We start from the raw sequence: 26,998 nt of genomic DNA, 5'->3' as shown, positions 1-26,998 counted from the left end.
TTATGTCGACAAGTCAAATGCTGAAAGGGATTTTAGAAGGATGCTTACTTGCTATTATTTCTGAAGGCGAAATATACGGTTATGAAATGAGTGAAAAGCTAGCGAAGTATGGTTTTACAATGGCGAGTGAGGGGAGTATTTATCCGTTATTAATACGAATGCAAAAAGAAGGACTAATAACAAGCGTAATGAAGGAATCTCCATCTGGTCCAAAGCGAAAATATTATACATTAACAGAAAAAGGCGAGGAAGCACTTGATGAATTTATGGATCGCTGGGAAGCGATGCAAAGTAGTGTAGAGCGTCTACTGGTAGGGAAGGGGAGAAAAAAATAATGCTATCAAGAGAAGCACGAAAGTTTTTGTTAGATATGAGATTATTTTTGACGGCAAAGAGTGTAAAAGAAAGTGATATTGAAAACTTTTTAGAAGATGCAGAGTTGCATTTAATAGAAGGTGAGAGTGAGGGGAAGAGTGTAGAAGATATTTTCGGAAGCTCCCCGAAAGAATATGCGCATGAACTTGTAAAGGTAATGGAAAAGGATAGACGGGAAACGTGGAAGCACATTGGTTTTACAGTAATGAATATCGTAACGTTTTGGATTATTGCTTCTATCTTAATAGTGAATAATGGAATGTTACAGATTTCACTTATTCAGTGTATCGGTTATAGTTTTTCATTTATTTTAGTTGTTATAGGTCCTAATTTTCTACTTCGCAAAATGACCTTCGTAACAAGCTTTACAAAAACATGGTTTTCTATGTGGTCTTTAGTTATGATTGCTCCAATGTTTTTATTAGGAGCTGTTACGATATTAGATGTGATATATCCGACAAAAATGCTCACATTCACCGAAGTGCAAAGTTATATAGTGTCTGGTGGGATTTTTATCATCACAGTAACTATAAATACATATTTTGAAGGATGGTTTAAAAATTTATATTTAATCATTCCACTTTCAATTATGTTAGTGTTTAAAACATTTACAACGGAAGAACTTATGCCAATGCTATTTCAAATTATATGTTTATACGGAAGTTTATTTATTTTAATTTTTGTTGAAATTATGATGAAGACGAATAGAAGAGAAATGGTTAAATAAGGGAGGAGTTATAATGAAGATTTCTAAAGAAGGTGAAAAGTTTTTAATCGATACGAAAGTATATTTAATAACAAAAGGGATTAAAGAAGAAGATGTGGACGCTTTTCTAGAAGATGCAGAGCTTCATTTAATAGAAGGTGAAAAAAAGGGAAAGACAGTAAGTGACATATTTGGTGACTCACCAAAAGAGTATGCGGAAGAATTAGCGAAAGAGATGGAGAAGGATAAAAGCGGGAGCATAAAAAGTATTTTAGGGATGATTATTGGTATTGGTGGATATTGGTTACTGACAAATATTTTATTTGGAAGTCCAGATCAACAATTTACGTTAACAAATGTACAGTTAATTGGTTATCCTATCGTTTTAATCATTACGATTATTGGAACGATTGTTGCATTTAGAATGTCTTCTTTTAAAAGTAAATTAGTAGAATTTGGAATGATTTATGTAATAGTAATGGTTCCTATTTTATTATTGGTGTTATTGATGTTTATGAATAAATGGTATGGGACACCTGTATTGCAATTGGCGACAATGCAAACATATATATTAGCAGCAATTATCTTTTTATTACTTCTTATTGGTGAAGTATATGTTCTTGGCTGGATGGGTGTTTTTGTACTAATTGTTCCTCTTACGATTATGTTCTTATTTAAGGACTCAGAAGAAAGTAATGTATTTTGGGGAATTGCAAAGGTCTTACTTATGTATGGAAGTATATATGGATTAATGAAATGGTCTTTAAAAATTGAAGAAAGAAAAAGTATGAACTAGAAATTCAATAAAAAGCGGCTGCTCTGGATATACCAAAAATTATTTCCAAAGAAATATTATATAGGGATTTTTAGAGGGATTACATTTACATTTAGTTGTCTATTTTTATTTCTAGCAGCCGGGATTTGTTTTGTTGATTGGAATAAGTTGTTTTAAACAGTAACATGAGGGTTACTGTTTTTTTCTTTGTAATAAAGAGCTTTGTAAAGAGAGCGCTTTTTGTTCTGCTGTTAATAAGGAATGAATATGAACATTTTCTGGACGAGGGACTATCGGATACATAAGATTTGTTGGAGAAGGGTGGTGCTCCGAGCCGGTTGGAGAATGAGGATCTGCATGAGTAAGTTTTCCGTGAACACGTCTTGTAAATAAAATATGACCGATTTCGTGAGCGAGCGTATATATATTTTTCATAGGAGCAGCCGAATTTGTTAAAATGATATAGCCAGTCAGTTGCTGTTGTTTTGCTAAAGAATAAGCGCAGGCAATTACTGCTGTTTCTTTGAAATAATCACTGCCAATATAACAAATATAAAGGTCGCATTCAGGAGCTTCATTTACACATGTTTGGAAAAAGGATGCCAGCTTTTCTTGACTTTGAATGGAATTTTTATAACTGATTTCACGGTCAAAAAAACGGAAAAGTTCATTTAATACAATTACTTCTTGAATTTGAAATGTAATGGGGTGCCAAATTGATTCTGCAACAGCTAAATCTTTTGCGATGCGGTCATCAGAAATATCGGCGCCGGGAGTAATACAAATACATATATTGACGTATGGATCCATAAGGAACACCTCAAATGAAAAAAAGTTCTTCCTATAATATATGTGGGAAAAAGATGTCATGTATGGATAAACGCCTTCTTTATTGAATATATAGATGACAAGTCGAAAAAATTTCATAGTTCTATAACATGGTGATATCATCTTTTTGATATAGTAAAGAAAAGGGGGAGAATATATGTATACATTAAAAATCGTTTCAGACAGAGAAGCTCTTTATCAATTTGCAAGTTATGTAAGAGTTGTGCAAGGGGTTGAAGATGTATATGTAGAGGTGGGAGAACCTTTATATGAACATCCGTTGATGAAGTTTTATGTACATATTAAGCTGGAAGAAACATATGAGCAGCATAAAGCGTTACAAGAAATAGCAAGATTAGTAGAATTAGGGCGATTTACATATGTCCATTATCGTAATGATGAAATTGAAGAAGCTTTTGAAGCTGTAAAATATGAAAGTTTTAAGAAATAGAAATGGGAAAAAAGGAAGCGGAAACTTCCTTTTTTTTCTTGGAAATTACATCAACAAAAGGAGAAAAATTTTGTTATGATAAGGGAGGGTGAGGAAAGGAGAGTTTACATATTGGGGTATATTGAAGAGTTACGCAAAGTCGTTGGGACAAGGCCACTTATTCTCGTTGGGTCAGCAATCATTATATTAAATGATAATCAAGAAGTATTGCTTCAATATCGTTCAGATACATATGATTGGGGTGTACCTGGCGGCGCGATGGAATTAGGAGAAACGACAGAAGAAACTGCACGTAGAGAGTTATTTGAAGAAACGGGGTTAACTGCAAAAATAATGCAATTTCTTGGTGTTCTATCAGGAAAGGAAGTATATTTCCGTTATCCTAATGGAGATGAAATTTTTAATGTCATTCATCTGTATCAAGGGCATCATGTGAGTGGGGAATTAAAGCTCGATCATGAAGGATTGAAGCTTCAATATTTTCCGGTAGATAAGTTACCCAAATTGAATGAAACGACAGAGAAAATTTTACAAAAATTTTTATATGCATTGACAGAATAGAAGGTTAATTCCTTCTATTTTTATTATATTAAATATTTTGATTTTTTAGTATGTTTATAGTATGATAGTTATAGATATACATCTTATGGAATTTCACCTAAAAACTGACTAGGGTACATAAGAGAGGGGCAAGTGCAAAATGCATAATGTTGTTATTACAGCTGCAGTTCGTTCGCCAATTGGAACTTTTGGGGGAGCGCTAAAAAATGTAACGCCAGTAGAATTAGCTGTTCCTGTACTTCAGGAAGCTGTAAAACGAGGCGGGGTAGAACCACACGAAGTTGATGAAGTGATTTTAGGTCATTGTATTCAAAGAACTGATGAAGCAAATACGGCAAGAACAGCTGCATTAGCGGCAGGATTTCCTGACACAGTTACAGGGTATACAATCCAACGCCAATGTTCTTCAGGTATGCAAGCAATTATGTCAGCTGCAATGCAAATTCAATTAGGTGTAAGTGACGTTGTTATTGCAGGTGGAGTAGAAGCAATGAGTTCAAGCCCTTATGCATTGAAACAACACCGCTGGGGACAACGTCTACAGCACGGAGAAATTCGTGATACGGTGTGGGAAGTGTTAGAAGATCCGATTCATCATATTATGATGGGGGAAACAGCGGAAAATTTAGTTGAACAATATGAAATTACAAGAGAGGAACAAGATGAAGTTGCTCTTCGAAGTCATACATTGGCACTGAAGGCAATCGAGTCTGGATACTTTGACGATCAAATTGTTCCTATTAAAATAAAAGAACGTAGAAAAGAAGTAGTATTTTCAAAGGATGAACATCCACGTGCTGATATTACAGCAGAAAAATTAGCTGGATTAAAACCAGCTTTCCGTAAAGATGGTTCAGTAACTGCAGGTAATGCATCTGGCCTGAATGACGGAAGCGCGGTTCTAGTATTAATGAGCGAAGAAAAAGCGAAAGAAAAAGGCTTACAACCGTTAGCTAGAATTGTTGGATATTCAGTAGCTGGAGTAGATCCAAAAGTTATGGGTATTGGACCAGCACCAGCAATTCGTAAAGGTTTAGAAAAAGTAGATTGGTCATTGGAAGATGCAGATTTACTTGAAATTAATGAAGCTTTCGCGGCTCAATATTTGGCTGTAGAGAAAGAGTTAGGCTTAGACCGTGAAAAAGTGAACGTAAACGGTAGTGGCGTAGGACTTGGGCATCCAATTGGTTGTACAGGGGCTCGTATTACAGTAAGTTTAATTCACGAATTAAAAAGACGTGGGTTAGAAAAAGGAATTGCCTCTTTATGCGTCGGTGGCGGTATCGGGGTTGCCTTATTTATAGAAGCACTATAAAAAAGAAGCAGCTATTGCTGCTTCTTTTTTTACGATTCAAATAGATGATGAAATAATCGATCACGATTTTCAAAGAAAAGTTTCGTCGTTTGGTAATGCTCAGTTTCTTCTAATGTGGATTCGTGAATCCCTTCTTGTGTTAAAGAATATATAGTGGATTCAGGGTAGGCCATTAAAATAGGAGAATGCGTCGCAATAACAAATTGTGAACCTTGTTCCGCTAGCTCATGCATTCGAATGAGCATGGAAAGTTGTCTCATTGGTGATAAAGCTGCCTCAGGCTCATCTAAAATGTATAAACCTTGTCCTGAAAAACGGTTCATAAATAAGGAAAAGAATGATTCGCCGTGAGATTGTTCGTGTAGTGAAACGCCGCCGTAAGATTTTATAGCATCTATTTCATCAATATAAGAAGCAACGTTATAAAATGATTCAGCGCGAAGAAAGAAACCGTCGTTTGGTGTATTGAAACTTTTGGAAATTCGAAGGTATTCATGTAAAGATGAATGTGAATCGTTAGTGCTAAAGCGGAAATTCTTCGTTCCACCTTCTGCATTAAAGCCTAACGCAATTGCAATTCCTTCAAGTAATGTTGATTTACCTGTTCCGTTTTCTCCAATAATGAATGTTACATTTGGATGGAAAGCTAGTGATTGTAATGTTCGAATAGCGGGTAAGCAGTAAGGATATGCGGAAAAACTAGGGATATTTTCTTTTTTTAATGTGACATTTTGTAAAAAAGGTACGTCAATCAATATATAAACCTCAATTCATAAAGGATTTTGATTCTAAAAAGGCGGCAAATACAAGTGTTAATGACACCTGAATCCCTTCCTTATTTTCTGAATATTTTATGTGGATTATATCATTTAAACTATCATATTCCAATGTGAAAATAAATATTGCATGAAGATCCATTCTCTCGTTATGATATATGGTATTCTATTGAAAATGTGAGAAGGAGTTAAAGTATGCCGTTTACATTTGCACATCCAGCAGCAGTTCTTCCTTTTGCGAAAAAGCATTCTAAACATATTTCAGTAACGGCTCTTATATTAGGTAGTATGGCGCCTGACTTTGAATATTTTTTACACTTTAGACCGTATGGTGTAATTGGGCATACGTGGCTTGGATTCTTATATTTGAATTTACCACTTGTCTTCTTGTTAGCATACATATATCATTACATTTTAAAAAAGCCTTTTATAACGCATTTACCTAAACCGTTTGCTGGGTATTATACATATGTAGTAGACAAGTGGTGGGGGCTTCATACATGGAAGAATCTTTTTGTATTTTGTTATTCAGCATTATTCGGTATGTTAACGCATGTTGTTTGGGATGCATTCACTCATAAGACAGGCTATTTTGTTATGAAAATACCATTATTACAAAGAGAATGGTACGGTATCTCTGTTTATAAATATATGCAACATGGAAGTACATGTATTGGTGTTCTATTATTAGTATACGTTTTATGGAAGTATAGAAATGAAATGGGTAAAGATCTTATTTTAGCTTCGGAAAAAAGAAAGTATTGGGTTTCAGTAATTGTTGTAGCAACTATTATATTTATCATGCACGCGTTCCTAGATCCCTATTTTCATATTTTCCAAATTGGAGGTATAATAGTATCTGGACTGACAAGTTCATTTTGTGGACTTGTCATTGTTTCTATAGTTTACAAAGCCAGGGACTAATTTTATATTCATGAATGATAGCGTTAGGAGAAATGAAATGATGAAAGCATGGAAAAGTATTTTTGTTTTATGTAGTTTTCTTCTTATGTTAAGTGGTTGCTTCCATCAAGAAGAAAAGAAAGCTGAACCAAAGAAGAAAGAATCTATTCCTGAAACAAAAGAATATGGTGGGCGTGAGCTGAAAAAAGTAGGACAAAAAGTGAAAGAAACAGGATGGGGTACTTTCAAGTTAGAGCAGATGCATTCTGTGAATCAAACATTTGAAGTAGCGCCAATGAAAATTCACGTACAAGATGTGAAAGTAATTTCTTTATCACAGATGAGTGAAAAGGCAAAAAAAACATTGAAAGTATACACGGCACTAACTCCTGAAGAAGTAAAACGGAGATTAGGGGATAAAGTAAGCCAAGAAGATGCAGAATTATATGCATCGCTAAGTGGAACAGAGATTAGTAATACAATTCGTTACGTTGAGATTACATATAAAGTGGAGAATAGCGGAAATAAAAATATGCAATTTTTCTCTATGAATGATGTTATGATTAATGGTAAGCAACATTTTAAAGTAGCCACTCAAAACTTTTTATATGACGAAGATACGTTAGTTGGTACAAAAAATGTATCAAGAGAAGACTATAAGCCTGGTGAAACAAGAGATGGTATTATTGGTTTAATACTTGACGATGGAAAAGACAAGGTAAAGGATATTCAGTTTACAACTGATGATTTACTTGCAGGGGATTCAGAAACACAAGATGTTGTAAAAGAGCCACAAACGTTTAACATCTCACTAAAATAATGTAAGACAAAACAGTCAGCATTCAAATATTATGCTGACTGTTTTTTTATTTCTTTTATGTATGAATCTACACTTTGAAAAGGCACCTTAATTTTAAACGCATCTTTTTGTTCATTAAATTGCTTTTCATTGTAGGGACCGAAACGTTTATTGTGCTTTACGTCAATAATCCAATAATGTTCACTTTTTTTATTTGCAATTGCTGCGTCAGGGTTATTCGGATCTGGTTTTTCCTCGGTTTGTTTTGCAATAATGTATTTATCATCCCAAGCAATGTCTGTAATTTTTGCAGGGATGTATTGTGTGGCATATACAGCATCTTGCGAGGGGAAAAGTTCAAATGCATTTCCAGAAGTACGTATGAGTTCGTATTCATCGTTAACCGTATAAGTTAAGTGACCTGTGTTTCCTGCACAACCAGTTAATAGGAAGGCGACGAATAGGATTATCCATTTTTTCAATATGGGAACCTCCTTTATAATGCTATTGTAACAAATTGTACAAGAAAAGTAAGAGAAACGCTAGTTTACAATGTTTTTTAGAAGTGGTACGATGAGACGGGTAAAGAAGGATATGAAGGAGTCGACATAAAATGAAGTTAAAGATGCATCGTCCAGCGCTTGTAATGAATCGCATAGGTGCTTCCCTAATTGACATGTTTTTAATCTCGGTTATGTATGGTGCAGTAGTAGCTGTTATGACCGGAAACTATAGTGCTATGTTTAAGCGCTTTAATATAAGCTTAGGTGATTTTAGATATGATTTCGCAGTAGTTTTTATATTAATGGCGATATATTTTATTGTGTTACCCTTTATTTGGAACGGTGTTACACTTGGAAAAAAGGTAACGAGAATAAAATTAATTTCATTGAAGAGTGAAAAGCTAACGTTGCAAACATTAATTATAAGATTTTTTGTAGTGTTATTACCGAACGTATTGCTATTAGGAATTCCATTAATATGTAATATATATATGATGTTGTTCCGCAAAGATAATTGTGGTTTTCAGGATTTAATTACAAAAACGAAAGTAATAAGTCTTGTATAATGAAAAAAAGACCTTTTTATACATAAAATAAGAAGGTCTTTTTTTTTGTTATACAAATACCATTTATGTAATAATATCATTTTTATTTTTAATAGATTGAAAATTTAGAAAATGTTATAATGATTAAAATAATATCTTTATATAATAAGGGGGAGATTAAAATGACTGGAGGTAGTGTAATCTTTTGGGGGATTTTAATTTTCATCGGTTTAGTTTTCGATCAGCGTAATAGTAAGAAAAAAGAAGGATAAAAAGTAAACGTTTACAAATGAAATAGCAATTTTTCTTGCTTGCAGATTAATCTTATAAAGGAGTATACTGAATGACGGTAAGACTTATAGAAGGGGTAATGAAAATGAAGCTTGCAGGAAAAGTTGCTATCGTAACTGGCGGTGGCATCGGTATTGGACGTAATACAGCTCTTTTGTTGGCTAAACAAGGCGCAAAAGTTATTGTGACGGACATTGATCAAGAGAGTGGACAAGCAACAGTGGAGGAAATTATGAATCTAGGCGGAGAGGCACTTTTTGTATCCTATGATATGGGAAAGCAAGGAGATTGGCAACGCGTTATTAGCATTACTTTGAATGCATTCAGTCGCATTGATATGCTTTTTCAAAATGCAGGTTTATATAAAATAGATTCTATTTTTTCTCGCCAACAAGAGAACGATTCCAATGTACTTTGTATTAATGACGTTTGGATAGAGATAAAACAATTAACGTCATCTTTTATGAAACAGCAAGAAGAAGTGGTGCTTAGTGATTTACCGATTTTCGGTATTATTAGCACGAAAGGACAATCATTTCATACAGTAGAAGCCCTAGTATAATAATGAAAACCGCCCTCAATATATGTGGACGGTTTTTTGTATGTGTATAGTAAAGATAAATTTTTTAGCGAATACGTTGTTCAGTTTGGTTATCAAAGAAATGCGCTTTATTCATATCAAATGCTAATTTAATTTGGTCACCAGGTGAAAACGTATGTCTTGCATCTACACGTGCCGCAAAATCTTGATTCCCAAGTTTCATATATAAAATGGATTCAGCACCTAATAACTCAGCGACTTCAATTTTTGTTGTGAAGGCAGTAGATTGTGAAGCTTCTAAAAATAGTAGTTCATCATGAATGTCCTCTGGACGAATACCTAAAACAATTTCCTTATTTACATAGCCTTGTTCACGTAGCATCTTCATTTTTCCTTCAGATACTTTAATTTTTATAGTATTGTCTATAACGAAATCGGTTTCAGTCAATTTACCACGGAAGAAGTTCATAGCTGGTGAGCCGATAAATCCACCCACGAAAATGTTTTCTGGTGTTTCATATACTTCTTTTGGAGTTCCAATTTGTTGGATTTTTCCATCCTTCATAACGACAAGACGCGAAGCCATAGTCATTGCTTCTGTTTGATCATGTGTTACATAAATTGTTGTTGTTCCAAGACGATGATGTAGCTTAGAAATTTCTGAGCGCATTGCAACACGGAGTTTAGCATCTAAGTTTGATAATGGTTCATCCATTAAGAAAACTTTTGCATCTCGAACGATTGCTCTACCTAAAGCAACACGTTGGCGCTGTCCACCTGATAATGCTTTCGGTTTTCTATCTAAATATTGTTCAAGTCCTAAAATTTTTGCTGCATCTTTCACACGACGATCGATTTCATCTTTTGGTATTTTTCGAAGTTTTAATCCAAATGCCATATTATCATATACACTCATATGTGGATAAAGAGCGTAGTTTTGGAATACCATAGCGATATCTCGATCTTTTGGAGGAACATCATTCATTAGTTTACCATCAATTGAAAACTCGCCTTTTGAAATATCTTCAAGTCCAGCTACCATTCGTAATGTTGTAGATTTTCCGCATCCAGAAGGACCGACAAATACAATAAATTCTTTATCTTGAATGTGTAAATTAAAATCAGTTACAGCTGTTACGTTATTATCATATATTTTATAAATGTTTTCTAATTTAAGTTCTGCCATGGTATTTCCCCCTAGAAATAATTATGCAAACGTTTTCTTTGAGTTCATTATAAACGAATAGATTCAAAAAATAAATAAAAAAATAAAACGTTTTCATTTATTGGAGATTTATTAGTGGTTTTCATATGTTTTCTTAGAAAAAGAACAATAAAAATTGTAAGCGCTATTTTAAATTGAGATAGAATCTGTTATCATTCATTAATGAAAACGCTTGCACCTTAAAAAAGAGAAAAATGAATGATGAATGAAATGGGGTAGCATAATGGAAAAACAATGGTGGAAAGAAAGTGTAGTATATCAAATTTATCCTCGTAGCTTTATGGATAGTAATGGTGATGGTATAGGAGATCTTCAAGGGATTATTTCAAAGCTAGATTACTTAAAAGAGTTAGGGATTGATGTGATTTGGTTATCACCAGTCTATGAATCTCCAAATGATGATAATGGTTATGATATAAGCGATTATTGTAAAATTATGAACGAGTTCGGAACAATGGAAGATTGGGATGAGCTATTACATGAAATGCATGAACGTAATATGAAACTTATGATGGACTTAGTTGTTAATCATACTTCGGATGAACATAATTGGTTTATTGAATCACGTAAATCAAAAGATAATAAATATAGAGATTACTATATATGGCGCCCTGGAAAAGAAGGAAAAGAGCCGAATAACTGGGGAGCAGCGTTTAGTGGATCAGCATGGCAGTATGATGAAATGACAGATGAATATTATTTACATCTGTTTTCTAAAAAACAGCCAGATTTAAATTGGGATAATGAAAAGGTAAGACAAGATGTTTATGAAATGATGAAGTTTTGGTTAGAAAAAGGAATTGATGGCTTCCGTATGGATGTTATTAATTTTATTTCTAAAGAAGAGGGATTACCAGCTGTTGAAACAGAAGAAGAGGGGTATGTTTCAGGTCATAAGCATTTTATGAACGGTCCAAACATTCATAAATATTTACATGAAATGAATGAGGAAGTATTATCGCATTATGATATTATGACGGTTGGTGAAATGCCTGGTGTAACGACAGAAGAAGCGAAATTGTATACTGGAGAAGAACGAAAAGAGTTGCAAATGGTATTCCAATTTGAACATATGGATTTAGATTCAGGAGAAGGTGGAAAGTGGGATGTAAAACCATGCTCACTTCTTACTTTAAAAGAGAATTTAACAAAGTGGCAAAAAGCATTAGAGCATACCGGATGGAATAGCCTTTATTGGAATAATCATGATCAGCCTCGCGTTGTATCTCGTTTTGGTAATGATGGAATGTATCGCATTGAATCAGCAAAAATGTTAGCGACAGTTCTTCATATGATGAAAGGAACGCCATATATTTATCAAGGAGAGGAAATTGGAATGACGAACGTTCGATTCCAATCAATTGATGAATATCGAGATATTGAAACGTTAAATATGTATAAAGAAAAAGTGATAGACCATGGTGAAGATATAGAAAAAGTAATGGAATCTATTTATATAAAGGGTCGTGATAATGCTAGAACTCCGATGCAGTGGAATGATCAGAATCACGCTGGATTTACAAAAGGTGAACCTTGGATTACTGTAAATCCTAACTATAAAGAGATTAATGTGAAACAAGCAATCCAAGATGAAGGTTCAATTTTTTATTACTATAAGAAATTAATTGAACTACGCAAAAATAATGAAATAGTTGTGTATGGATCATATGATTTAATATTAGATAATGACCCTTCTATTTTTGCTTATGTAAGAACATATGGAGATGAAAAACTACTTGTCATTGCAAACTTTACTGCGGATGAAAGTGTATTTGAAATGCCTAAGGATATTAGTTATAGTGAATCAGAGTTATTTATACACAATTACGATGTAGAAATCGGATCAATAGATAACATTCCATTACGTCCGTATGAAGCGATAGTGTTCAAATTGAAATAAGAAAAAGCCTTATGCCATTTCAAACTTGGCATAAGGCTTTTTTGGATTACCATTTTAATATGGAGAATCCATATGGAGGAAGTGTAACTTGTAATACACTTGCTTCCGCTGAAAATTCTTCGTTTGTATAAATGTTAATTATTTTCTTACCAGTAACATGAAGAGGGAGTGAAACTGTAACTTCACTATTAGTAGGGTTTAAAACGAAAAAGATAGTTTCATCCTCATATGTTTTCGTATAAGAAATATAATTATGTTCATCATTTGCTTCGATGAATTGAAAAGTACCATGTCCTCCAAATGCTTTATGTTGTTTACGTAATAAAATCAATGTTTGTATATGGGTAAATAATGCATGATCTTGTTCCTTAGTATCCCAAATCATACATTTACGGCAATCAGGGTCCATGCCGCCATCCATACCAATTTCATCCCCGTAATAAATACAAGGAGAGCCGATGAAAGAAAGATGGAATACATAGAGCAATTTCAACTTATTTTTATCTCCGTTGCATGTTGTTAAAATTCTTGGAGTATCATGGCTGTCTAATAAATGAAATGCTGCTTCATTTACATTCATAGAGTAGGAATGTAGAGATTCTGTAATTTGCTTCATGAATTCACTTGCTTTAATGGAATCGTTAGCAAAGTAAGAAAGTAGAGCATTTGTAACAGGATAGCTCATGACAGCATCAAATTGATCGCCTTGTAGCCACGGAAGGGCATCGTGCCAAATTTCTCCCAAAATATATACTTCAGGATTTAGTGTCTTTATTTCAGTTCGGAATTCTCTCCAAAAGTTGTGATCGACTTCATTGGCGACATCAAGGCGCCAGCCATCTATATTGAATTCTCGTACCCAATAACGTCCTACTTCAAGTAAGTATTCTTTTACATCTGGATGAGCTGTATTTAATTTAGGCATATACGGTGTAAAGGCGAAAGTATCATAATTTGGAAGTGGTTCGGTTATAATCGGAAATTCATGAATGTGGAACCACTCTTTATATGCGGACTTCTCACCATTCTCTAGTACGTCTTGAAATTTCTCGAAAAAGTATCCACTATGATTAAACACAGCATCAAGCATTACTTTTATACCGTGCTTATGACATTCTTCAACGAGCTCTTTAAAAGTTTCTTTCGTCCCAAATTGTGGGTCAATTTCCATATAGTCAATTGTGTCATATTTATGGTTTGAATGAGCTTTGAAAATAGGTGTGAAATATATTCCGGAAATGCCAAGCTTAACAAGGTAATCAAGGTTTTGAATAACACCAGAAAAATCTCCGCCGAAAAAATCAGTTGGAGTTGGATTCGCACTTCCCCAAGGAAGGGTGTTTTCTGGATTCAGCGTACTATCGCCATTAGCGAATCGCTCAGGGAAAATCTGATACCAAATGGTGTCTTTAATCCAAGATGGTGCTTTGAATACATCATCTGCATGAATAAATGGAAAACAGAAAAAGTTACCAACATCATCATTTGGAATGCTAGAAAAGAATCCTCGCTCTGCATAAATAAGAGTGTCTGTTTCAGATTTTAATTCAAACCCATAACGTAAGCGCTTAAATTTTGGTTCGATTGCAATGGACCAATAATCAAATAATGCAGTAGAACCCGTTTTTTTCATGGGTGTACTTGCTGATATCCATTTCCCGTCTTTCCATTCGTAAGGATCACCGTAAATAAGATCGGCGCTTTGAATATCATCTCTCTTAGTACGTACTCGGATGTGAATTGTTTGTTCATCATAAGCGTATGCATAATTATCTTTCGGCCTATGATAAATGGCTTCTTTAAACATATAGAAAATCCCCCTTCAATATCTCTATACATAGTATTCCCTTAAGTGTAATAATAAAGCCTGTATTGCAAACGATTGCCTTTCTCGTAGCTTTAATATTGCTTATAAGAGTAGTATTCATTTTATATAAAGTCAATGTATAAAGAGTATAATGACATAATTTTTAAATTAATATTTGCAAAATGAATAAAAGAATGTATAATGATAGACAAATAGCGCAAACGTTTTCATAGATTGAGATATTGTTTGCGCTTCAATTAAACTACCAAATGCAAACGTTTTCAGTTACTGAGGTACATAGACAATTTAGGGAGGTTTTTGGGATGAAGAAAGCATTATCATTATTAACGGTTTCAGCATTATCTATTGGTATGTTATCTGCATGTGGACCGAAAGATTCAGGGAAAAAAGAGGAAAGTAAAGCGAAAAAAGACTATGATCTTCTTGTTTGGGAAGATGATAAAAAAGGTGTTGGTTTAGAACCAGCAGTGAAAAGCTTTGAGGAAAAATATAAAGTAAAAGTAAAAGTTGTTGAAATGCAAATGACAGATCAAGTGAAGAAGTTACGCCTTGATGGGCCAGCGGGGACTGGACCAGATGTTGTAACATTGCCACACGATCAAATCGGAAATGCAGTAACAGAAGGTTTACTTTCTGAAGTGAAAGCAGATGATGCTGTAAAGAGTAAATTTACTAATTCATCAATAGAAGCACAGACATATAACGGAAAATTATATGGTTTACCAAAAGCAATTGAGACACCAGTCTTTATTTACAATAAAAAACTAATGCCAAAAGCGCCAGAAACGATGGACGAGCTGTTTAACTTCTCAAAAGAATTTACGAAAGATGGCAAGTACGGATTTTTAGCATTAGGAGATAACTTCTACTTTGCTAATGCATTCATGGCAGGTATGGGCGGTTATGTATTTGGTGAAAAAGATGGAAAGCCAAATGCAAGTGATGTTGGATTAAATAATAGTGGAGCAGTACAAGGTGCTGAATATCTTCAAAAATGGTACAAGGAAAAATTATTCCCAAAAGGTATTATCGGTGAATCAGGTGGGCCTGCTGCTGATGGACTATTCAATGAAGGAAAAGCAGCTTCTATCATGAATGGCCCATGGGCGTTCCAAGCAATGGAAAAGAACGGGATTGATTATGGCGTTGCTCCAATGCCGAAATTACCAAATGGTCAACCAATGAAAACGTTTGTTGGGGTTAAAGGATGGCATGTAACAAGTTTCTCTAAACAAAATGATTTAGCTACAAAATTCACTGAGTGGGTAACAAATGAAGAAAACGCAAAAATTCGATTTGAGAAAACAAAAGAAATTCCTCCAGTAAAATCAGTAATGGAAGATCCAATTATTAAAGATAACGAAGCTGCAAAAGCAGTTGCAACGCAATCTGAAAATGGAATTCCAATGCCAAACATTCCAGAAATGCAAGAAGTTTGGAAACCAGCTGGAGATGCGCTTCAATTAGTTGTTACAGATAAAGAGGCACCAAAAGCGGCGCTTGATAGTGCAGTGAAACAAATTAAAGGTAATATTAAGGCAAATCATAACAAGAAAAAATAAGGTGAAATTCGTGCCTCTAATATGAGAGGCACGAATTCTCTCCCTTCCATGTAGGAAGAAAAAAGGGGGAAGGAACATGCAAACATCTATGGAACCAGCAAATGGGTTAAACCGTTCAAAGCATAGGAAAATGGCAACCATGTTATCAATCATTCCAGGCGTGGGCCAAATGTATAATAAACAATTTGTAAAAGGTCTTATTTTTCTAGTATTAACAGGTTCTTTTATTGTAGCCTTTGCTGATTTATTAAATATGGGATTATGGGGTATTGTAACGCTTGGTACAGAAGTTCCACGTGACCATTCTGTCTTTCTATTAGTAGAAGGAATCTTGGCCCTTATCGTTATCGCTTTTGGGCTCGGCATATATGCATTTAACTTATATGATGCATACCAAAATGGAAAGAAACGTGATAGCGGAACACCGTTAAATTCTGTAAAAGAGCAATATCGTAATTTGTTAGATCAAGGTTTTCCTTATTTAATGGTTTCACCAGGTTTTCTACTACTTATCTTTGTGGTCGTATTTCCAATCATCTTCGTAATTTTAATTGGATTTACAAACTATGATTTATATCATTCTCCTCCAGCTAAATTAGTAGATTGGGTGGGCTTTAAAAACTTTATTGATATTTTCACTTTACCGATGTGGAGAGAGACATTTGTAAGTGTATTCTCTTGGACTGTCATTTGGACATTCGTTGCAACAACATTACAAGTTGCACTTGGTATTTTCTTAGCGATTATCGTAAATCAGCCCGGTATTAAAGGAAAGGCGATTATTCGAACAATCTTCATTTTACCGTGGGCGGTTCCAGCATTCGTATCTATTCTTGTTTTCTCTGGTATGTTTAATGAAACATTCGGAGCGATTAACAATCAAGTATTAGCTTTATTCGGAATTGAAAAGATTGCTTGGATGACAGATCCATTTTGGGCGAAGATTGCTTTAATTATGATTCAAACGTGGCTTGGGTTCCCGTTTATCTTTGCGATGACAACAGGTATACTGCAATCGATTCCGGGAGAATTATATGAAGCGGCTACAGTAGATGGAGCGACAGCTTGGCAACAGTTTCGTAAAATTACATTGCCACTAGTGTTATACGCAACAGCGCCAATATTAATTACGCAATATACGTTTAACTTTAATAACTTTAGTATCATCTATCTATTCAACGGTGGAGGTCCTGCTGTAGCTGGACAAGACGCAGGTGGAACGGATATTTTAATTTCATGGATTTATAAGTTAACGATGACTTCAGCGCAGTACGGAAAAGCAGCAGCTCTTACAATGATATTATCGTTAATCGTTATTACAGTTGCGTTATGGCAATTTAAGAGAACAAAATCATTCCAAGAAGAGGATATGATGTAAATGAATATTAAAAGACAGAAGATGTTACGTCTCTCATTAAGTTATTTAGTTATTTTCGTAATGTGTGCCATCATTTTCTATCCGTTATTATGGATTATTGGCTCATCGTTTAATCCGGGTGATAGTTTATCTGGATCAAGTATTATTCCACAAAATGCAACGTTAGATCATTATCGTAAGTTATTAGATCTAGAGAATAGTAATTACTTACTATGGTATAAAAACACATTAAAAGTAAGTGTTTTAACGATGATTTTCTCAGTGTTAGCAATTAGTTTTACCGCTTATGCATTTTCGAGATATCGTTTTGTTGGAAGAACAAATGGTTTATTAACATTTTTAATTCTGCAAATGATTCCAAACTTTGCAGCGTTAATTGCTCTATACGTATTAGCTCAATTAACAGGATTAATTGATACACACCTTGCATTAATTTTAATTTATGTAGGCGGGGCCATTCCGATGAATACATGGCTTATGAAAGGGTATTTTGATACGATTCCGAAAGAACTGGATGAATCAGCTCGTATGGATGGAGCAGGACATTTTCGTATTTTTTGGCAAATCATTATGCCACTTGCAAAGCCAATCGTAGCGGTTGTAGCGCTATTTACTTTCATTGGTCCATTTACAGATTTCATTTTAGCGAGTATTATTTTGCGAACACCAGAAAATTATACTTTAGCAGTTGGATTATATGAAATGGTTGCGAAGAAATTCGGTAATGAATTTACAACGTTTGCAGCGGGTTCTGTGTTAATTGCGATCCCAATTTCAATTTTATTCCTATCACTACAAAAATACTTTATTTCTGGTTTAACAGCTGGAGGTACAAAAGGATGAAAAATGGGACATTACGTCCCATTTTTCTTTTCATCTCCCTATAAATAAGTTTATAGGGAGATGAAAAGAGATTTGACATCACATGTGAAAAGAAGTGAAATAAATAGTATATTATAGTATAGGAAAAAATAGCTATATCCCTTACAATACATGAAGAGGGAGAATAGGATTAGTTTTGCAAGATATAAGAAATGAAAGTTTATGACTTGCAATGAGTGCGAGATAAAATATATGAAAAATGGCAGAGAAATGAGAGGAGGGGGATTTTTATGACAGTTACAATTAAAGATGTGGCGAAGCAAGCGAATGTTGCACCATCAACAGTTTCTCGTGTAATTGCTGATAATCCAAGTATAAGTGAAAAGACAAAGCGCCGTGTTAGGAAAGTGATGAGTGAATTAGGGTATCATCCCAATTTAAATGCGAGAAATCTTGCGAACCAAACGACGAAAACACTTGGTCTTGTTATGCCAAGTTCTGCAAGTAAAGCTTTTCAAAATCCATTTTTCCCAGAAGTTATAAGAGGGATTAGTTCATTTGCACACGTAGAAGGTTATGCGCTTTACATGTCGACAGGTGAAACGGAAGAAGAAATTTTTAATGGTGTCGTAAAGATGGTACAGGGACGCCAAATTGGTGGCATTATTCTTTTATATTCAAGGGAGAATGATCGGATTATTCAATATTTACATGAACAAAATTTCCCGTTTGTTTTAATAGGAAAACCATATGATCGAAAAGATGAAATTACATATGTAGATAATGACAATTATACAGCTGCAAGAGAAGTGGCAGAATATTTAATTTCATTAGGGCATAAGCAAATCGCGTTCATTGGTGGTGGATCAGATTTACTTGTAACGAGAGATCGTTTAGCTGGTATGAGTGATGCCTTGAAATTAGCAGACATTTTATTACCAAAAGAATATATTTTACATTTTGATTTTTCGAGGGAAAGTGGTCAACAAGCTGTTGAGGAATTAATGGGACTGCAGCAACCGCCGACGGCAATTATGGCAACGGATGACTTAATTGGACTTGGTGTGTTAAGTGCTCTTTCTAAAAAAGGATTCATTGTACCGAAAGATGTTTCTATTGTAAGCTTTAATAATGCTTTATTATCAGAAATTGCGAGCCCGCCACTTTCGACAGTTGATGTGAATATTTATCAGCTAGGATATGAGGCAGCAAAAGCTTTAGTTGATAAAGTAGAGAATGCAGAATCCACTGCAAAGTGTATCATTATTCCTCATAAATTACTAAAACGTCAAACTTGTGATCATTATGCATAAAAAAAGCTAAGAGTTTAACTCTTAGCTTTTTTTATTAGAAAGGCTTCTAATCGGTCGCAGCCTTCTTTTAAAGTTTCAATACTATATGCATAGGAAAAGCGGAGGTAGCCTTCACCGTATTCAGAGAATGCTGTTCCAGGAACTACAGCTAGTCCAGCTTCTTTGACAAGATCAAGTGCAAACTCAAATGATGAAGATGTCAAATGACCAACATATGGGAATAAGTAAAATGCACCTGTTGGCTTTTCAACTGTTAATCCCATTTGAGTGAGTCTATTATATACGTAATCACGGCGTTTTTTATATTGGTGGCGCATCATTTTGGGTGCGTCTTTAGCCGCTGTTAATGCTTCAATTGCAGCGTATTGAGCGATTGAAGTAGCACACGTTACATTGTATTGATGAACTTTTAATATGTGTCCTGCTAAATAGCTTGGTGCAAATAAAAGTCCAACACGCCAGCCAGTCATAGAATGTGATTTAGATAAACCGTTAATGACAATTGTCTTTTCACGCATTTCTGGGAAATGAGCGATAGATGTATGCTTTTGTTCATACACAAGCTCGCTATAAATTTCATCTGAAAGGACGAAAATATTTTTATCTTTTAAAACATCTACAATATCTTTTAATTCTTCTGTGGATAAAGTTACACCAGTTGGGTTAGAAGGATATGGTAGTACGATACATCTTGTTTTTTCTGTAATAGCATTTTTTAGAGCGTCAGCTGTTAAACGGAATCCAGTTTCACGAACATCTACAAAAATGGGCGTTGCACCGCATAATCGAATAATAGGTTCGTAACCTGGATAAATAGGAGCAGGTAAAATTACTTCTGTTCCTGGCTCTAAAATCGTTCGGAATGCAACATCAATTGCTTCGCTAGCACCAATTGTAACGATGGTTTCGTTTTCAGGTGAGTAATGTAAATCGTAGTTATCTTTTACGAAGTTACAAGCTGCCTTACGTAATTCTAGTAAACCAGCGTTATGTGTATAGCTTGTATAGTTTTCTGTAATAGCCCGTTTTGCCGCTTCTTTTACGAGAGAAGGTGTAGGGAAATCGGGTTGTCCGATTGTTAAAGAAATCAAATTATCATAGTTTTGAATCATGTTAGAGAATTGACGGATTCCAGAAATTTGGATATCCTTCACTCTAGGGTTAATGAATTGTTCCATTGTATCTCCCTTTCTTCCGTTTGAAAATTAAGTTCATTTTATCATATTTTCTATGATTGCGCTTTGTATATGTAATTTAGAAAGAGAGAGAAAAGAGAAAAAAAGTCGCTATAAGCGACTTTTTAATATCCGTATTCCCAATCTATTTCATCTTCATTCCAGAGTACAGAGGATACCTTGCCAAGGTGAACAACTGATTCGTTCACAGCACATGTACAATCTTCATCTCCTGCTTTATGCTGTAACTCTTCATATACTGATTTTTCAACATTTTCTAGAACAACCAAATTTTCTTCTTTTAAAACAAGCGTAGTACCCGCCATATTTATCTTCCTCCTACTAAAGTAATGATCACTTATTTGTAAACATAGATAGTATGGATTATATGCTGTATTTTGCTATAGTTGTCCGTCTAAAAAAGTATTTTTATATTTTCTTTGTAATCCGTATTCATTGTATACTGCACGAGGGAAATTTGGTACAGGGTTTACAATCATTTCGAAAATCTGTAACAATTATTATGAGTTGTTAACAAAGAATCAACAAATATGTTAAGAAAAATCGAAATTTTAAAACAAATACACCTATAAAATGATATAATCATATCAAAATACATATAGGGGATGAGAGGTTATGGAGCTTATCCGTGATTTGTTGATTCAAATTGCCATCATAATTTTGCCACTATTTTTATATGAAGCGATTCGTTTAAATCGCTATTAAGAAATGCCTCCGAAGCCAAATCGTTACTTTATTATGTTTTTATCTAGCGTTACGCTCGTTCTCTCCATGACATATTCTATTTGTTTTGGCAATGTGTGCGGGTATAACTTTCACCCAATTCCAATAGTCAGTGGGTTTTTATATGGTGGGATTGTTGGTTTAATCCCAGCGGTTATTTTTGTTGCATATGAATGGTTACTAAAGGGAATGAGCTTTCTTCCGGTTGTAGAAGTAATATTTCTATTGATAGTTCCGCTATTTTTATCAAAGAAATGGTCTCTTTTTTCAAGGGATAAGAAATTAATTTTAGCATTTATGATTTCATCATTTTATGTGCTTGTTTCTTTAGTATTAGGCATGATTAATGTTCTTTTGGAAACAGGATTTACACCGTATATTTCGCAAATATATAGCGGATTTATATTTGCCTCGCTTATCATGGTCATGACAATGGTATTTCAGGTGTATTTAACTGAATATTTAAATGAAAATGCATTGCTACGTACAGAGATGCAAAAATCAGAAAAGCTTAATATTGTAAGTGAGTTAGCAGCAAGTGTGGCACATGAAGTTCGAAATCCACTAACTGTTGTTCGTGGGTTTATCCAATTACTAGAAAGTACGGAAGATGTGAAGAATAAGGATTATATGAGTCTCGTATTAGCTGAATTGGATCGGGCGGAACAAATTATTTCAGATTACTTAAATTTAGCAAGGCCGCAAATTGAGAAAAAAGAACACATTTGTTTATCAGCCCAATTAATAGAAATGACCACTCTCATGTCGTCATTTGCAGCGATGCAAGGTGTGTATTTACAAGTTGAAATTTCAGAAAGTCTTTATACGATTGGTGATAAGACAAAATTGAAGCAAGCTATTATGAATGTTGTTAAAAATGGTATTGAAGCAATTCAAGGAAATAAAGGATATTTAAAAGTAACAGCTATTCAAAAAGACGAAACAATCATAATAAGAGTTAAAGATAGTGGTGTTGGTATGACGAAAGAACAGTTAGCAAGGCTTGGGCAACCATATTATTCTTTAAAAGAAAAAGGGACAGGATTAGGGCTTATGGTAACATTTAGTATTTTACAAGCGCATAATGGTACATTGGAATATAAGAGTGAAAGTGGAAAAGGCACTGAAGCAATTATTATATTACCAGCTGTACAAAATAAGGAATAAAAGTTACCGATGGAAGGTAACTTTTTATTTTATATTGTTTATTCATTTGTTTTTTCTTGTTTTGCTCGGCTAAATAAACTTTTAAATGATTGAAAGAAGCTTTGCTCTTTTGAGGCAGCAACCATTCTTTTTGTTTCTTGAATTTCTCGAATAACTTGCATAAGCTGTGCATCACGGTTACTGTCCTTGTTATAAATTTGACTAACAAGTTTATTCATTTTTTCTTCCTGTTTGGATTCTCGTTTATACATATGATTCATTAATAAGTCCATCTTTTCTTTTTGCAGTGCATCGGTTTGAGCGACGTGATCGACTAACTCTTGAAGCATTTTTTCTTGAGAGCCTTCTTTTACATAAACTTGTTGCATCAATTCGTCTAGTTTCTCATCCTTTAAACGATTTTGTGTAATTAGAGTAGAATTTTGATGAATAATTGCTTCATTTAATTGAGCTAGCATTTCAAGTTTTAACATGAACTCCTCAAAGTTACGCCCATCTTCTTTTTCTTTCGTTTGTATCTCTTGCTTATCTTGTATAACTGGTACAGGCGGGGCCTCTTTTTCTTTTAAAATAATCGGTATCGTTTCTGAAATATCTTCTTGTAATGTAGCAGCTCTTTCGTGTATAGATTTCAATAGTTTTAAATCATCAAGTTTATAAATACGAGCATCAGCTGTTTTGGAAATCATATAACCATGTTCCTCTAACAGCTGACTATATTTGCGAACTATATGTTTTGGGATGCCTGTTTTATTCGTGACATCTTTCGTTTTATAGGTAGCTTCCATCATATTTCCTCCCCAAAAAGTATCGTATATATCATTTCAATCTTTTATGAGGACTTCCTTTGAAAAAGAATGTCGGAAGGCTATTAGTTTTCTACAGCATTAGTGAAAAAATGAAAATTTTTGGCGGAATGGCAAGGAATAACTAAAATAATGTCTGAAAACATATACAGGAGAAGTTTGTTATAATAACGGAGGAAAAGAAACTGGTAGAAACATGGAGGTATACATGAAGCAATTAAAAGGTATTATCATTTCAATTATCGCAATTCTGTCTATTTTAGTGGCAGTTTATGAAGTACTTGTGCCAGAGGAAACAAGTGTAAAGAAAACAAATACGTATGATCAAGTGTTAGAATTTCCGAAAGAACGTTATCCAGAGACCGGAAAACATATTACGGATGCTATAAAAGAAGGGCATTCAGAAGTTTGTACAATCGATCGTGGTGGTGCTGCAGATAGAAGGAAATTGTCGTTAGCACCATATCCATCAAAAAAAGGGTATGATCGTGATGAATGGCCAATGGCGATGTGCAAGGAAGGCGGAAAAGGAGCACATATTGAATATATAAGTCCGGCGGATAACCGCGGAGCAGGCTCTTGGGTAGGGAATAAGTTAGATAAATATCCAGATGGTACGCGAGTAAAATTTGAAGTGAAGTAGTAGTTGTACATTTCATAATGAAGGAGAAGGGGAACTATGGAGTTAACGATTTCTTATTCGCAATTAATGTTGATGAACTATGACGGTGAGCAGCCTTATGTAGACTGGACTGATGAAGATTTTGAAAGAGGTTATGCTAAGGCAGATGGAACTGTTATTTTTGAAGCACTTTCAGATTATACTTGTGAAGTGAAAGTGACCCCAGGGAAACATATTGAAAAAGAAGAAGTAGTTAGAACGATTACGGTTCCTTTTACAGTTGAAAATGAAAGTATCGTTATAACGAGTATTCTTTCTAATAAATTTCAAATACCTATTCCAAATGGTGAGTATACAGTTGTCTTACAAGCAATTCCTCTTGAAGAGCCAACGGATGATGAATTATATAAAATACAATACGAATTCTTTTTTGAAAGTAAAGAATAAAAAATGGGTTTGTTTTTAAAAGGGAACGAGCATCTTTCGCTGCTTGCACCATATGTTCTAAAGCTGGAATAACTTCTTCTGTTCTTCTCGTTTTTAAACCACAATCAGGATTAATCCAGAAATATTTAGGATCACATACTTCTAAAGATTGTTCTACGATTTTATACATTTCATCTTTACTCGGTACACGTGGGCTATGAATATCATATACACCTAGGCCGATGCCTTTTTCATATGTTGTATGTTTTAAAGTATCAATAAATTCTCCGTGACTTCTTGATGTTTCGATAGAAATTACATCTGCATCTAATGCGCGAATCGCGTCAACAATATCTTCGAAGTTACTGTAACACATATGAGTATGAATTTGTGTTTCATTTGCTACAGAAGAAGTTGCTAAAAGGAAGGATTGTACTGCCCATGTAATATAAGCATCCCAATCTTTTTCTTTTAGTGGCATTCCTTCACGAAGTGCGGGCTCATCGACTTGGATTACTCTAATTCCGGAAGATTCAAGTAGTTCAATTTCGTGACGAAGAGCTAGTGCAATTTGATACGAAACTTCTTTTCTTGGAATATCATTTCGAACGAAGGACCAATTTAAAATTGTAACAGGTCCGGTTAACATTCCTTTTACAACTTTCTCTGTTAAGCTTTGTGCATAAACTGTTTCCTTAATAGTCATGCCGTTAATAAAGGCTACATCACCATAAATAACAGGTGGTTTTACGCAGCGGGAACCGTAAGATTGTACCCAACCGTTTTTAGTGAATGAGAAACCAGCAAGGCGCTCACCAAAATATTCGACCATGTCAGTTCTTTCAAATTCACCATGTACAAGTACATCAAGCCCAATTTCTTCTTGGTAACGAATCCACTTTTCTGTCTCTTTTTCAATAAATTGTTCGTATTGTTCATTTGAAATAACACCGTTACGCCATTCTTTTCGCGTTTGACGAACTTCAGTTGTTTGCGGGAAGCTACCAATGGTCGTTGTTGGTAATAGCGGTAACTCCAGGGCAACTTGTTGTAATTCGTATCGTTTTTCAAATGGAAGAGGGCGTGAAAAATCTTCTTCTTTTAGTGCTGTTCGTGCTGCTTTGACATCTTCTCGGTTACGAGCAGCAGATGACCGAATTGTATGATGTACGTTTCGATATGTTTCCAGCTCATTATTAATGCTTTCTGTACCTTGAGTGAGAGCGGAATGAATAAGAACTAGCTCTTCTAATTTTTGATTTGCAAATGCTAACGCATCAAACAGCTCAGTCGATAAGTGAGTTTCTTCTGTTTTATCGATTGGTGTATGCAATAAGCTACAAGAAGGTTGAACGATGATATCTTTCGTTTGGACTTGTTTTTGTAACGTTGTAAATAACGCAAGTACTTCATCAAGGTCAGCTCTCCAAATGTTACGGCCGTCTATACAACCGACAGCTAAAGTTTTATCAGCTGGGAATCCATATTTTGAAATAGCATTTAAATTACCTTCTTTACCATGAATGAAATCTAATCCAATACCGGATACCGGGAATGTAATAATTTCTTCATAGTTTTCTTCTACGCTATCAAAATATGTTTGTAAAAGAAGAGTCGCATTTGGAACTTCTTTACGAATAGCTTCATAAATTTCTTTTGCTTGTTGAACTTCTTCTTTCGTTAAAGAAGCGAAAATCGGTTCATCAACTTGAATGGCTTGTGCCCCAGCTGCATGTAGTTCTGAAAGCAGTTGTACGTAAGGTGCAACTAACTGTTTTAAAATGGTGGGAAATTGTTGTTGTGTATAGCCTTTAGCTAATTTTAAGAAAGTATATGGTCCTAAAATAACAGGCTTTCCATCTACTCCTAATTCTTGTTTTGCCTCTTCGTATAAGCGAAGTGGACGATTATCTTTTAAAGAGATTTGTAATCCCTCTTCATATTCAGGAACGATATAGTGATAGTTTGTGTTAAACCATTTTGTCATTTCGGAAGCTACGTGATCTTTAGAGCCACGCGCCATTGCGAAATATACATCAAGGTAAGATGTAAACTCAGAAAAGCGTGATGGAATAAATCCTAGCATATAGGCAGTATCCAAAACGTGATCATAATATGTAAAGTCGCCAATTGGAATGAGTTCAATCCCTTTTTCTTGCTGTACTTTTACGTGTTGAAGGCGAATTTCTTTCATTGTTGTTAAAAATTGTTCTTCATCGATTTTATTGGACCAAAATGCTTCCAATGTTTTTTTCCACTCTCGTTGTAGTCCGATACGTGGATAACCTAAGTTACTTGTTTGAATTGCCATTTTAAATTCCTCCCTAATTGAAAGTAAGCATTTCCGTTTACTAGGAAATACCTATAACAAAAAGTACAAAGACATAGAAAATAAGCCTTCCTTTTTGTTTTAACACCTCATCATCATCCGTGAATCTATCAGTGTTGTTAAAACAGGCAGGTCTCCTGACTTATGCTTCATATAATTTCTTTCACCTTCCCGTTTTCACAGTGGTACTAAAAAGAAATCTCAGCATTTACAGTGGCGGGACCGTGTTGGAGTTTCACCAAGCTTCCCTTTTAAACACGAAACGAAACTTTCGTGTACCTATTTTCCTTTTGAAAGGAATTTAACAAGCGATATGATATTGAAACAAATTC

The 26,998-nt window shown here is 34.6% G+C and carries 27 protein-coding genes, 2 pseudogenes and 1 riboswitch; of the genes and pseudogenes, 20 read left to right on the top strand and 9 right to left on the bottom strand.

Annotated features, from left to right (window positions below):
• Positions 1 to 2: 2 nt before the first annotated feature.
• The 4 genes and pseudogenes from MR169_RS09055 to MR169_RS09040 form a co-directional block, all read left to right on the top strand.
• Positions 3 to 335, top strand: coding sequence for a PadR family transcriptional regulator (locus MR169_RS09055; protein WP_000107978.1), 333 nt, complete (start codon positions 3 to 5; stop codon positions 333 to 335).
• On the top strand, positions 335 to 1,102 hold the full coding sequence (locus tag MR169_RS09050) for a DUF1129 domain-containing protein (RefSeq protein WP_242319290.1): 768 nt from the start codon (positions 335 to 337) through the stop codon (positions 1,100 to 1,102). Before MR169_RS09055 ends, MR169_RS09050 begins: the two co-directional genes overlap by 1 nt.
• 13 nt (positions 1,103 to 1,115) lie before the next feature.
• Positions 1,116 to 1,877, top strand: coding sequence for a DUF1129 domain-containing protein (locus tag MR169_RS09045; protein WP_109139886.1), 762 nt, complete (start codon positions 1,116 to 1,118; stop codon positions 1,875 to 1,877).
• A gap of 12 nt (positions 1,878 to 1,889) precedes the next feature.
• A pseudogene (locus MR169_RS09040) lies at positions 1,890 to 2,033 on the top strand (DNA-binding protein); the annotation flags it as partial.
• Between the two features lie 15 nt (positions 2,034 to 2,048).
• On the opposite strand, the gene MR169_RS09035 reads toward MR169_RS09040, so the two are convergent.
• Entirely contained in the window at positions 2,049 to 2,666 is a 618-nt protein-coding gene (locus tag MR169_RS09035) for a DUF955 domain-containing protein (protein WP_109139885.1), read from the bottom strand.
• Between the two features lie 175 nt (positions 2,667 to 2,841).
• On the opposite strand from MR169_RS09035, the gene MR169_RS09030 reads away from it, so the two are divergent.
• From MR169_RS09030 to MR169_RS09020, 3 genes are all read left to right on the top strand, one after another.
• The gene (locus tag MR169_RS09030) at positions 2,842 to 3,135 is read left to right on the top strand and encodes a DUF3928 family protein (protein ID WP_000288327.1); all 294 of its coding nucleotides are present in this window, start codon (positions 2,842 to 2,844) and stop codon (positions 3,133 to 3,135) included.
• A gap of 111 nt (positions 3,136 to 3,246) precedes the next feature.
• A complete protein-coding gene (locus MR169_RS09025) occupies positions 3,247 to 3,696 on the top strand; it encodes an NUDIX hydrolase (RefSeq protein ID WP_061663485.1) in 450 nt (149 codons plus the stop codon).
• Between the two features lie 139 nt (positions 3,697 to 3,835).
• Complete coding sequence (locus MR169_RS09020) at positions 3,836 to 5,011, top strand: acetyl-CoA C-acetyltransferase (protein WP_000552070.1); 1,176 nt, start codon at positions 3,836 to 3,838, stop codon at positions 5,009 to 5,011.
• 29 nt (positions 5,012 to 5,040) lie between these two features.
• Here the strand turns inward: MR169_RS09020 and MR169_RS09015 are convergent, their stop codons facing one another.
• Entirely contained in the window at positions 5,041 to 5,766 is a 726-nt protein-coding gene (locus MR169_RS09015) for an AAA family ATPase (protein WP_000568001.1), read from the bottom strand.
• A 216-nt stretch (positions 5,767 to 5,982) separates the two neighbouring features.
• Between MR169_RS09015 and MR169_RS09010 the strand changes: the two genes are divergently transcribed.
• Both MR169_RS09010 and MR169_RS09005 read left to right on the top strand, forming a co-directional pair.
• The gene (locus tag MR169_RS09010; RefSeq protein WP_201144578.1) at positions 5,983 to 6,711 is read left to right on the top strand and encodes a DUF4184 family protein; all 729 of its coding nucleotides are present in this window, start codon (positions 5,983 to 5,985) and stop codon (positions 6,709 to 6,711) included.
• Between the two features lie 37 nt (positions 6,712 to 6,748).
• Positions 6,749 to 7,510, top strand: a complete 762-nt coding sequence (locus tag MR169_RS09005; RefSeq protein WP_000973894.1) for a hypothetical protein — start codon at positions 6,749 to 6,751, stop codon at positions 7,508 to 7,510.
• A gap of 29 nt (positions 7,511 to 7,539) precedes the next feature.
• Here the strand turns inward: MR169_RS09005 and MR169_RS09000 are convergent, their stop codons facing one another.
• Positions 7,540 to 7,971: a DUF3997 domain-containing protein gene (locus MR169_RS09000; RefSeq protein WP_242319289.1), complete on the bottom strand. Its 432-nt coding sequence runs from the start codon at positions 7,969 to 7,971 to the stop codon at positions 7,540 to 7,542.
• Between the two features lie 131 nt (positions 7,972 to 8,102).
• Here MR169_RS09000 and MR169_RS08995 point away from each other — a divergent pair, with 131 nt between their 5' ends.
• From MR169_RS08995 to MR169_RS08985, 3 genes are all read left to right on the top strand, one after another.
• On the top strand, positions 8,103 to 8,558 hold the full coding sequence (locus MR169_RS08995; RefSeq protein ID WP_000769095.1) for an RDD family protein: 456 nt from the start codon (positions 8,103 to 8,105) through the stop codon (positions 8,556 to 8,558).
• A 161-nt stretch (positions 8,559 to 8,719) separates the two neighbouring features.
• A complete protein-coding gene (locus MR169_RS08990) occupies positions 8,720 to 8,809 on the top strand; it encodes a hypothetical protein (RefSeq protein ID WP_000145653.1) in 90 nt (29 codons plus the stop codon).
• 71 nt (positions 8,810 to 8,880) lie between these two features.
• Positions 8,881 to 9,390 (top strand): SDR family NAD(P)-dependent oxidoreductase, encoded by a 510-nt coding sequence (locus MR169_RS08985; protein WP_000218410.1) that lies wholly within the window; start codon positions 8,881 to 8,883, stop codon positions 9,388 to 9,390.
• A 64-nt stretch (positions 9,391 to 9,454) separates the two neighbouring features.
• On the opposite strand, the gene MR169_RS08980 is transcribed toward MR169_RS08985, so the two are convergent.
• Positions 9,455 to 10,555, bottom strand: a complete 1,101-nt coding sequence (locus tag MR169_RS08980; protein WP_000818931.1) for an ABC transporter ATP-binding protein — start codon at positions 10,553 to 10,555, stop codon at positions 9,455 to 9,457.
• Positions 10,556 to 10,817: 262 nt separating this feature from the next.
• Between MR169_RS08980 and malL the strand changes: the two genes are divergently transcribed.
• The gene (malL, locus tag MR169_RS08975) at positions 10,818 to 12,494 is read left to right on the top strand and encodes an oligo-1,6-glucosidase (protein ID WP_000415178.1); all 1,677 of its coding nucleotides are present in this window, start codon (positions 10,818 to 10,820) and stop codon (positions 12,492 to 12,494) included.
• A gap of 46 nt (positions 12,495 to 12,540) precedes the next feature.
• Here malL and MR169_RS08970 read toward each other — a convergent pair whose 3' ends face one another.
• On the bottom strand, positions 12,541 to 14,301 hold the full coding sequence (locus MR169_RS08970) for an alpha amylase N-terminal ig-like domain-containing protein (protein WP_242319288.1): 1,761 nt from the start codon (positions 14,299 to 14,301) through the stop codon (positions 12,541 to 12,543).
• 323 nt (positions 14,302 to 14,624) lie between these two features.
• Here MR169_RS08970 and MR169_RS08965 point away from each other — a divergent pair, with 323 nt between their 5' ends.
• From MR169_RS08965 to malR, 4 genes are all read left to right on the top strand, one after another.
• The gene (locus tag MR169_RS08965; RefSeq protein WP_242319287.1) at positions 14,625 to 15,884 is read left to right on the top strand and encodes an extracellular solute-binding protein; all 1,260 of its coding nucleotides are present in this window, start codon (positions 14,625 to 14,627) and stop codon (positions 15,882 to 15,884) included.
• Positions 15,885 to 15,960: 76 nt separating this feature from the next.
• The gene (gene malC, locus MR169_RS08960) at positions 15,961 to 17,262 is read left to right on the top strand and encodes a maltosaccharide ABC transporter permease MalC (RefSeq protein WP_001194997.1); all 1,302 of its coding nucleotides are present in this window, start codon (positions 15,961 to 15,963) and stop codon (positions 17,260 to 17,262) included.
• Positions 17,263 to 18,105, top strand: coding sequence for a maltosaccharide ABC transporter permease MalD (gene malD / locus MR169_RS08955; RefSeq protein ID WP_242319286.1), 843 nt, complete (start codon positions 17,263 to 17,265; stop codon positions 18,103 to 18,105).
• A gap of 269 nt (positions 18,106 to 18,374) precedes the next feature.
• Positions 18,375 to 19,397, top strand: a complete 1,023-nt coding sequence (malR, locus tag MR169_RS08950) for a maltose operon transcriptional repressor MalR (RefSeq protein ID WP_242319285.1) — start codon at positions 18,375 to 18,377, stop codon at positions 19,395 to 19,397.
• 14 nt (positions 19,398 to 19,411) lie between these two features.
• On the opposite strand, the gene MR169_RS08945 is transcribed toward malR, so the two are convergent.
• Both MR169_RS08945 and MR169_RS08940 read right to left on the bottom strand, forming a co-directional pair.
• On the bottom strand, positions 19,412 to 20,575 hold the full coding sequence (locus tag MR169_RS08945) for an aminotransferase A (RefSeq protein WP_242319284.1): 1,164 nt from the start codon (positions 20,573 to 20,575) through the stop codon (positions 19,412 to 19,414).
• A gap of 122 nt (positions 20,576 to 20,697) precedes the next feature.
• Positions 20,698 to 20,898 (bottom strand): hypothetical protein, encoded by a 201-nt coding sequence (locus MR169_RS08940; RefSeq protein ID WP_000929276.1) that lies wholly within the window; start codon positions 20,896 to 20,898, stop codon positions 20,698 to 20,700.
• 403 nt (positions 20,899 to 21,301) lie between these two features.
• Here MR169_RS08940 and kinB point away from each other — a divergent pair, with 403 nt between their 5' ends.
• The gene (gene kinB, locus MR169_RS08935) at positions 21,302 to 22,483 is read left to right on the top strand and encodes a sporulation sensor histidine kinase KinB (protein WP_242319283.1); all 1,182 of its coding nucleotides are present in this window, start codon (positions 21,302 to 21,304) and stop codon (positions 22,481 to 22,483) included.
• A gap of 38 nt (positions 22,484 to 22,521) precedes the next feature.
• On the opposite strand, the gene MR169_RS08930 is transcribed toward kinB, so the two are convergent.
• Entirely contained in the window at positions 22,522 to 23,271 is a 750-nt protein-coding gene (locus MR169_RS08930) for a DUF3967 domain-containing protein (protein ID WP_242319282.1), read from the bottom strand.
• Positions 23,272 to 23,497: 226 nt separating this feature from the next.
• On the opposite strand from MR169_RS08930, the gene nucA reads away from it, so the two are divergent.
• Complete coding sequence (gene nucA, locus MR169_RS08925; protein WP_000811494.1) at positions 23,498 to 23,932, top strand: DNA-entry nuclease; 435 nt, start codon at positions 23,498 to 23,500, stop codon at positions 23,930 to 23,932.
• A gap of 36 nt (positions 23,933 to 23,968) precedes the next feature.
• Positions 23,969 to 24,358: a competence protein ComJ gene (comJ, locus tag MR169_RS08920; RefSeq protein ID WP_000424030.1), complete on the top strand. Its 390-nt coding sequence runs from the start codon at positions 23,969 to 23,971 to the stop codon at positions 24,356 to 24,358.
• A 7-nt stretch (positions 24,359 to 24,365) separates the two neighbouring features.
• Here the strand turns inward: comJ and metE are convergent.
• Positions 24,366 to 26,648 (bottom strand): annotated as a pseudogene (gene metE / locus MR169_RS08915) (5-methyltetrahydropteroyltriglutamate--homocysteine S-methyltransferase); the annotation flags it as partial.
• A 128-nt stretch (positions 26,649 to 26,776) separates the two neighbouring features.
• Positions 26,777 to 26,964, bottom strand: a riboswitch (cobalamin riboswitch).
• Between the last annotated feature and the right edge of the window lie 34 nt (positions 26,965 to 26,998).

Source organism: Bacillus cereus group sp. BfR-BA-01349 (assembly GCF_022663795.1).
GTDB lineage: Bacteria > Bacillota > Bacilli > Bacillales > Bacillaceae_G > Bacillus_A > Bacillus_A cereus.
This window is presented reverse-complemented; position numbering and strand designations above follow the sequence as displayed.

Coding starts and splice junctions, on each gene's coding strand:
- malC (WP_001194997.1), top strand. CDS start 15,961: ATGCAAACATCTATGGAACCAGCAAATGGGTTAAACCGTTCAAAGCAT.
- MR169_RS08930 (WP_242319282.1), bottom strand. CDS start 23,271: ATGGAAGCTACCTATAAAACGAAAGATGTCACGAATAAAACAGGCATC.
- MR169_RS09010 (WP_201144578.1), top strand. CDS start 5,983: ATGCCGTTTACATTTGCACATCCAGCAGCAGTTCTTCCTTTTGCGAAA.
- MR169_RS08980 (WP_000818931.1), bottom strand. CDS start 10,555: ATGGCAGAACTTAAATTAGAAAACATTTATAAAATATATGATAATAAC.
- MR169_RS08995 (WP_000769095.1), top strand. CDS start 8,103: ATGAAGTTAAAGATGCATCGTCCAGCGCTTGTAATGAATCGCATAGGT.
- MR169_RS09030 (WP_000288327.1), top strand. CDS start 2,842: ATGTATACATTAAAAATCGTTTCAGACAGAGAAGCTCTTTATCAATTT.
- MR169_RS08985 (WP_000218410.1), top strand. CDS start 8,881: ATGACGGTAAGACTTATAGAAGGGGTAATGAAAATGAAGCTTGCAGGA.
- comJ (WP_000424030.1), top strand. CDS start 23,969: ATGGAGTTAACGATTTCTTATTCGCAATTAATGTTGATGAACTATGAC.
- MR169_RS08945 (WP_242319284.1), bottom strand. CDS start 20,575: ATGGAACAATTCATTAACCCTAGAGTGAAGGATATCCAAATTTCTGGA.
- MR169_RS08965 (WP_242319287.1), top strand. CDS start 14,625: ATGAAGAAAGCATTATCATTATTAACGGTTTCAGCATTATCTATTGGT.
- MR169_RS09045 (WP_109139886.1), top strand. CDS start 1,116: ATGAAGATTTCTAAAGAAGGTGAAAAGTTTTTAATCGATACGAAAGTA.
- MR169_RS09005 (WP_000973894.1), top strand. CDS start 6,749: ATGATGAAAGCATGGAAAAGTATTTTTGTTTTATGTAGTTTTCTTCTT.
- MR169_RS08990 (WP_000145653.1), top strand. CDS start 8,720: ATGACTGGAGGTAGTGTAATCTTTTGGGGGATTTTAATTTTCATCGGT.
- MR169_RS08970 (WP_242319288.1), bottom strand. CDS start 14,301: ATGTTTAAAGAAGCCATTTATCATAGGCCGAAAGATAATTATGCATAC.
- malR (WP_242319285.1), top strand. CDS start 18,375: ATGACAGTTACAATTAAAGATGTGGCGAAGCAAGCGAATGTTGCACCA.
- malD (WP_242319286.1), top strand. CDS start 17,263: ATGAATATTAAAAGACAGAAGATGTTACGTCTCTCATTAAGTTATTTA.
- MR169_RS09020 (WP_000552070.1), top strand. CDS start 3,836: ATGCATAATGTTGTTATTACAGCTGCAGTTCGTTCGCCAATTGGAACT.
- MR169_RS09050 (WP_242319290.1), top strand. CDS start 335: ATGCTATCAAGAGAAGCACGAAAGTTTTTGTTAGATATGAGATTATTT.
- MR169_RS09035 (WP_109139885.1), bottom strand. CDS start 2,666: ATGGATCCATACGTCAATATATGTATTTGTATTACTCCCGGCGCCGAT.
- kinB (WP_242319283.1), top strand. CDS start 21,302: ATGCCTCCGAAGCCAAATCGTTACTTTATTATGTTTTTATCTAGCGTT.
- MR169_RS09055 (WP_000107978.1), top strand. CDS start 3: ATGTCGACAAGTCAAATGCTGAAAGGGATTTTAGAAGGATGCTTACTT.
- MR169_RS08940 (WP_000929276.1), bottom strand. CDS start 20,898: ATGGCGGGTACTACGCTTGTTTTAAAAGAAGAAAATTTGGTTGTTCTA.
- nucA (WP_000811494.1), top strand. CDS start 23,498: ATGAAGCAATTAAAAGGTATTATCATTTCAATTATCGCAATTCTGTCT.
- malL (WP_000415178.1), top strand. CDS start 10,818: ATGGAAAAACAATGGTGGAAAGAAAGTGTAGTATATCAAATTTATCCT.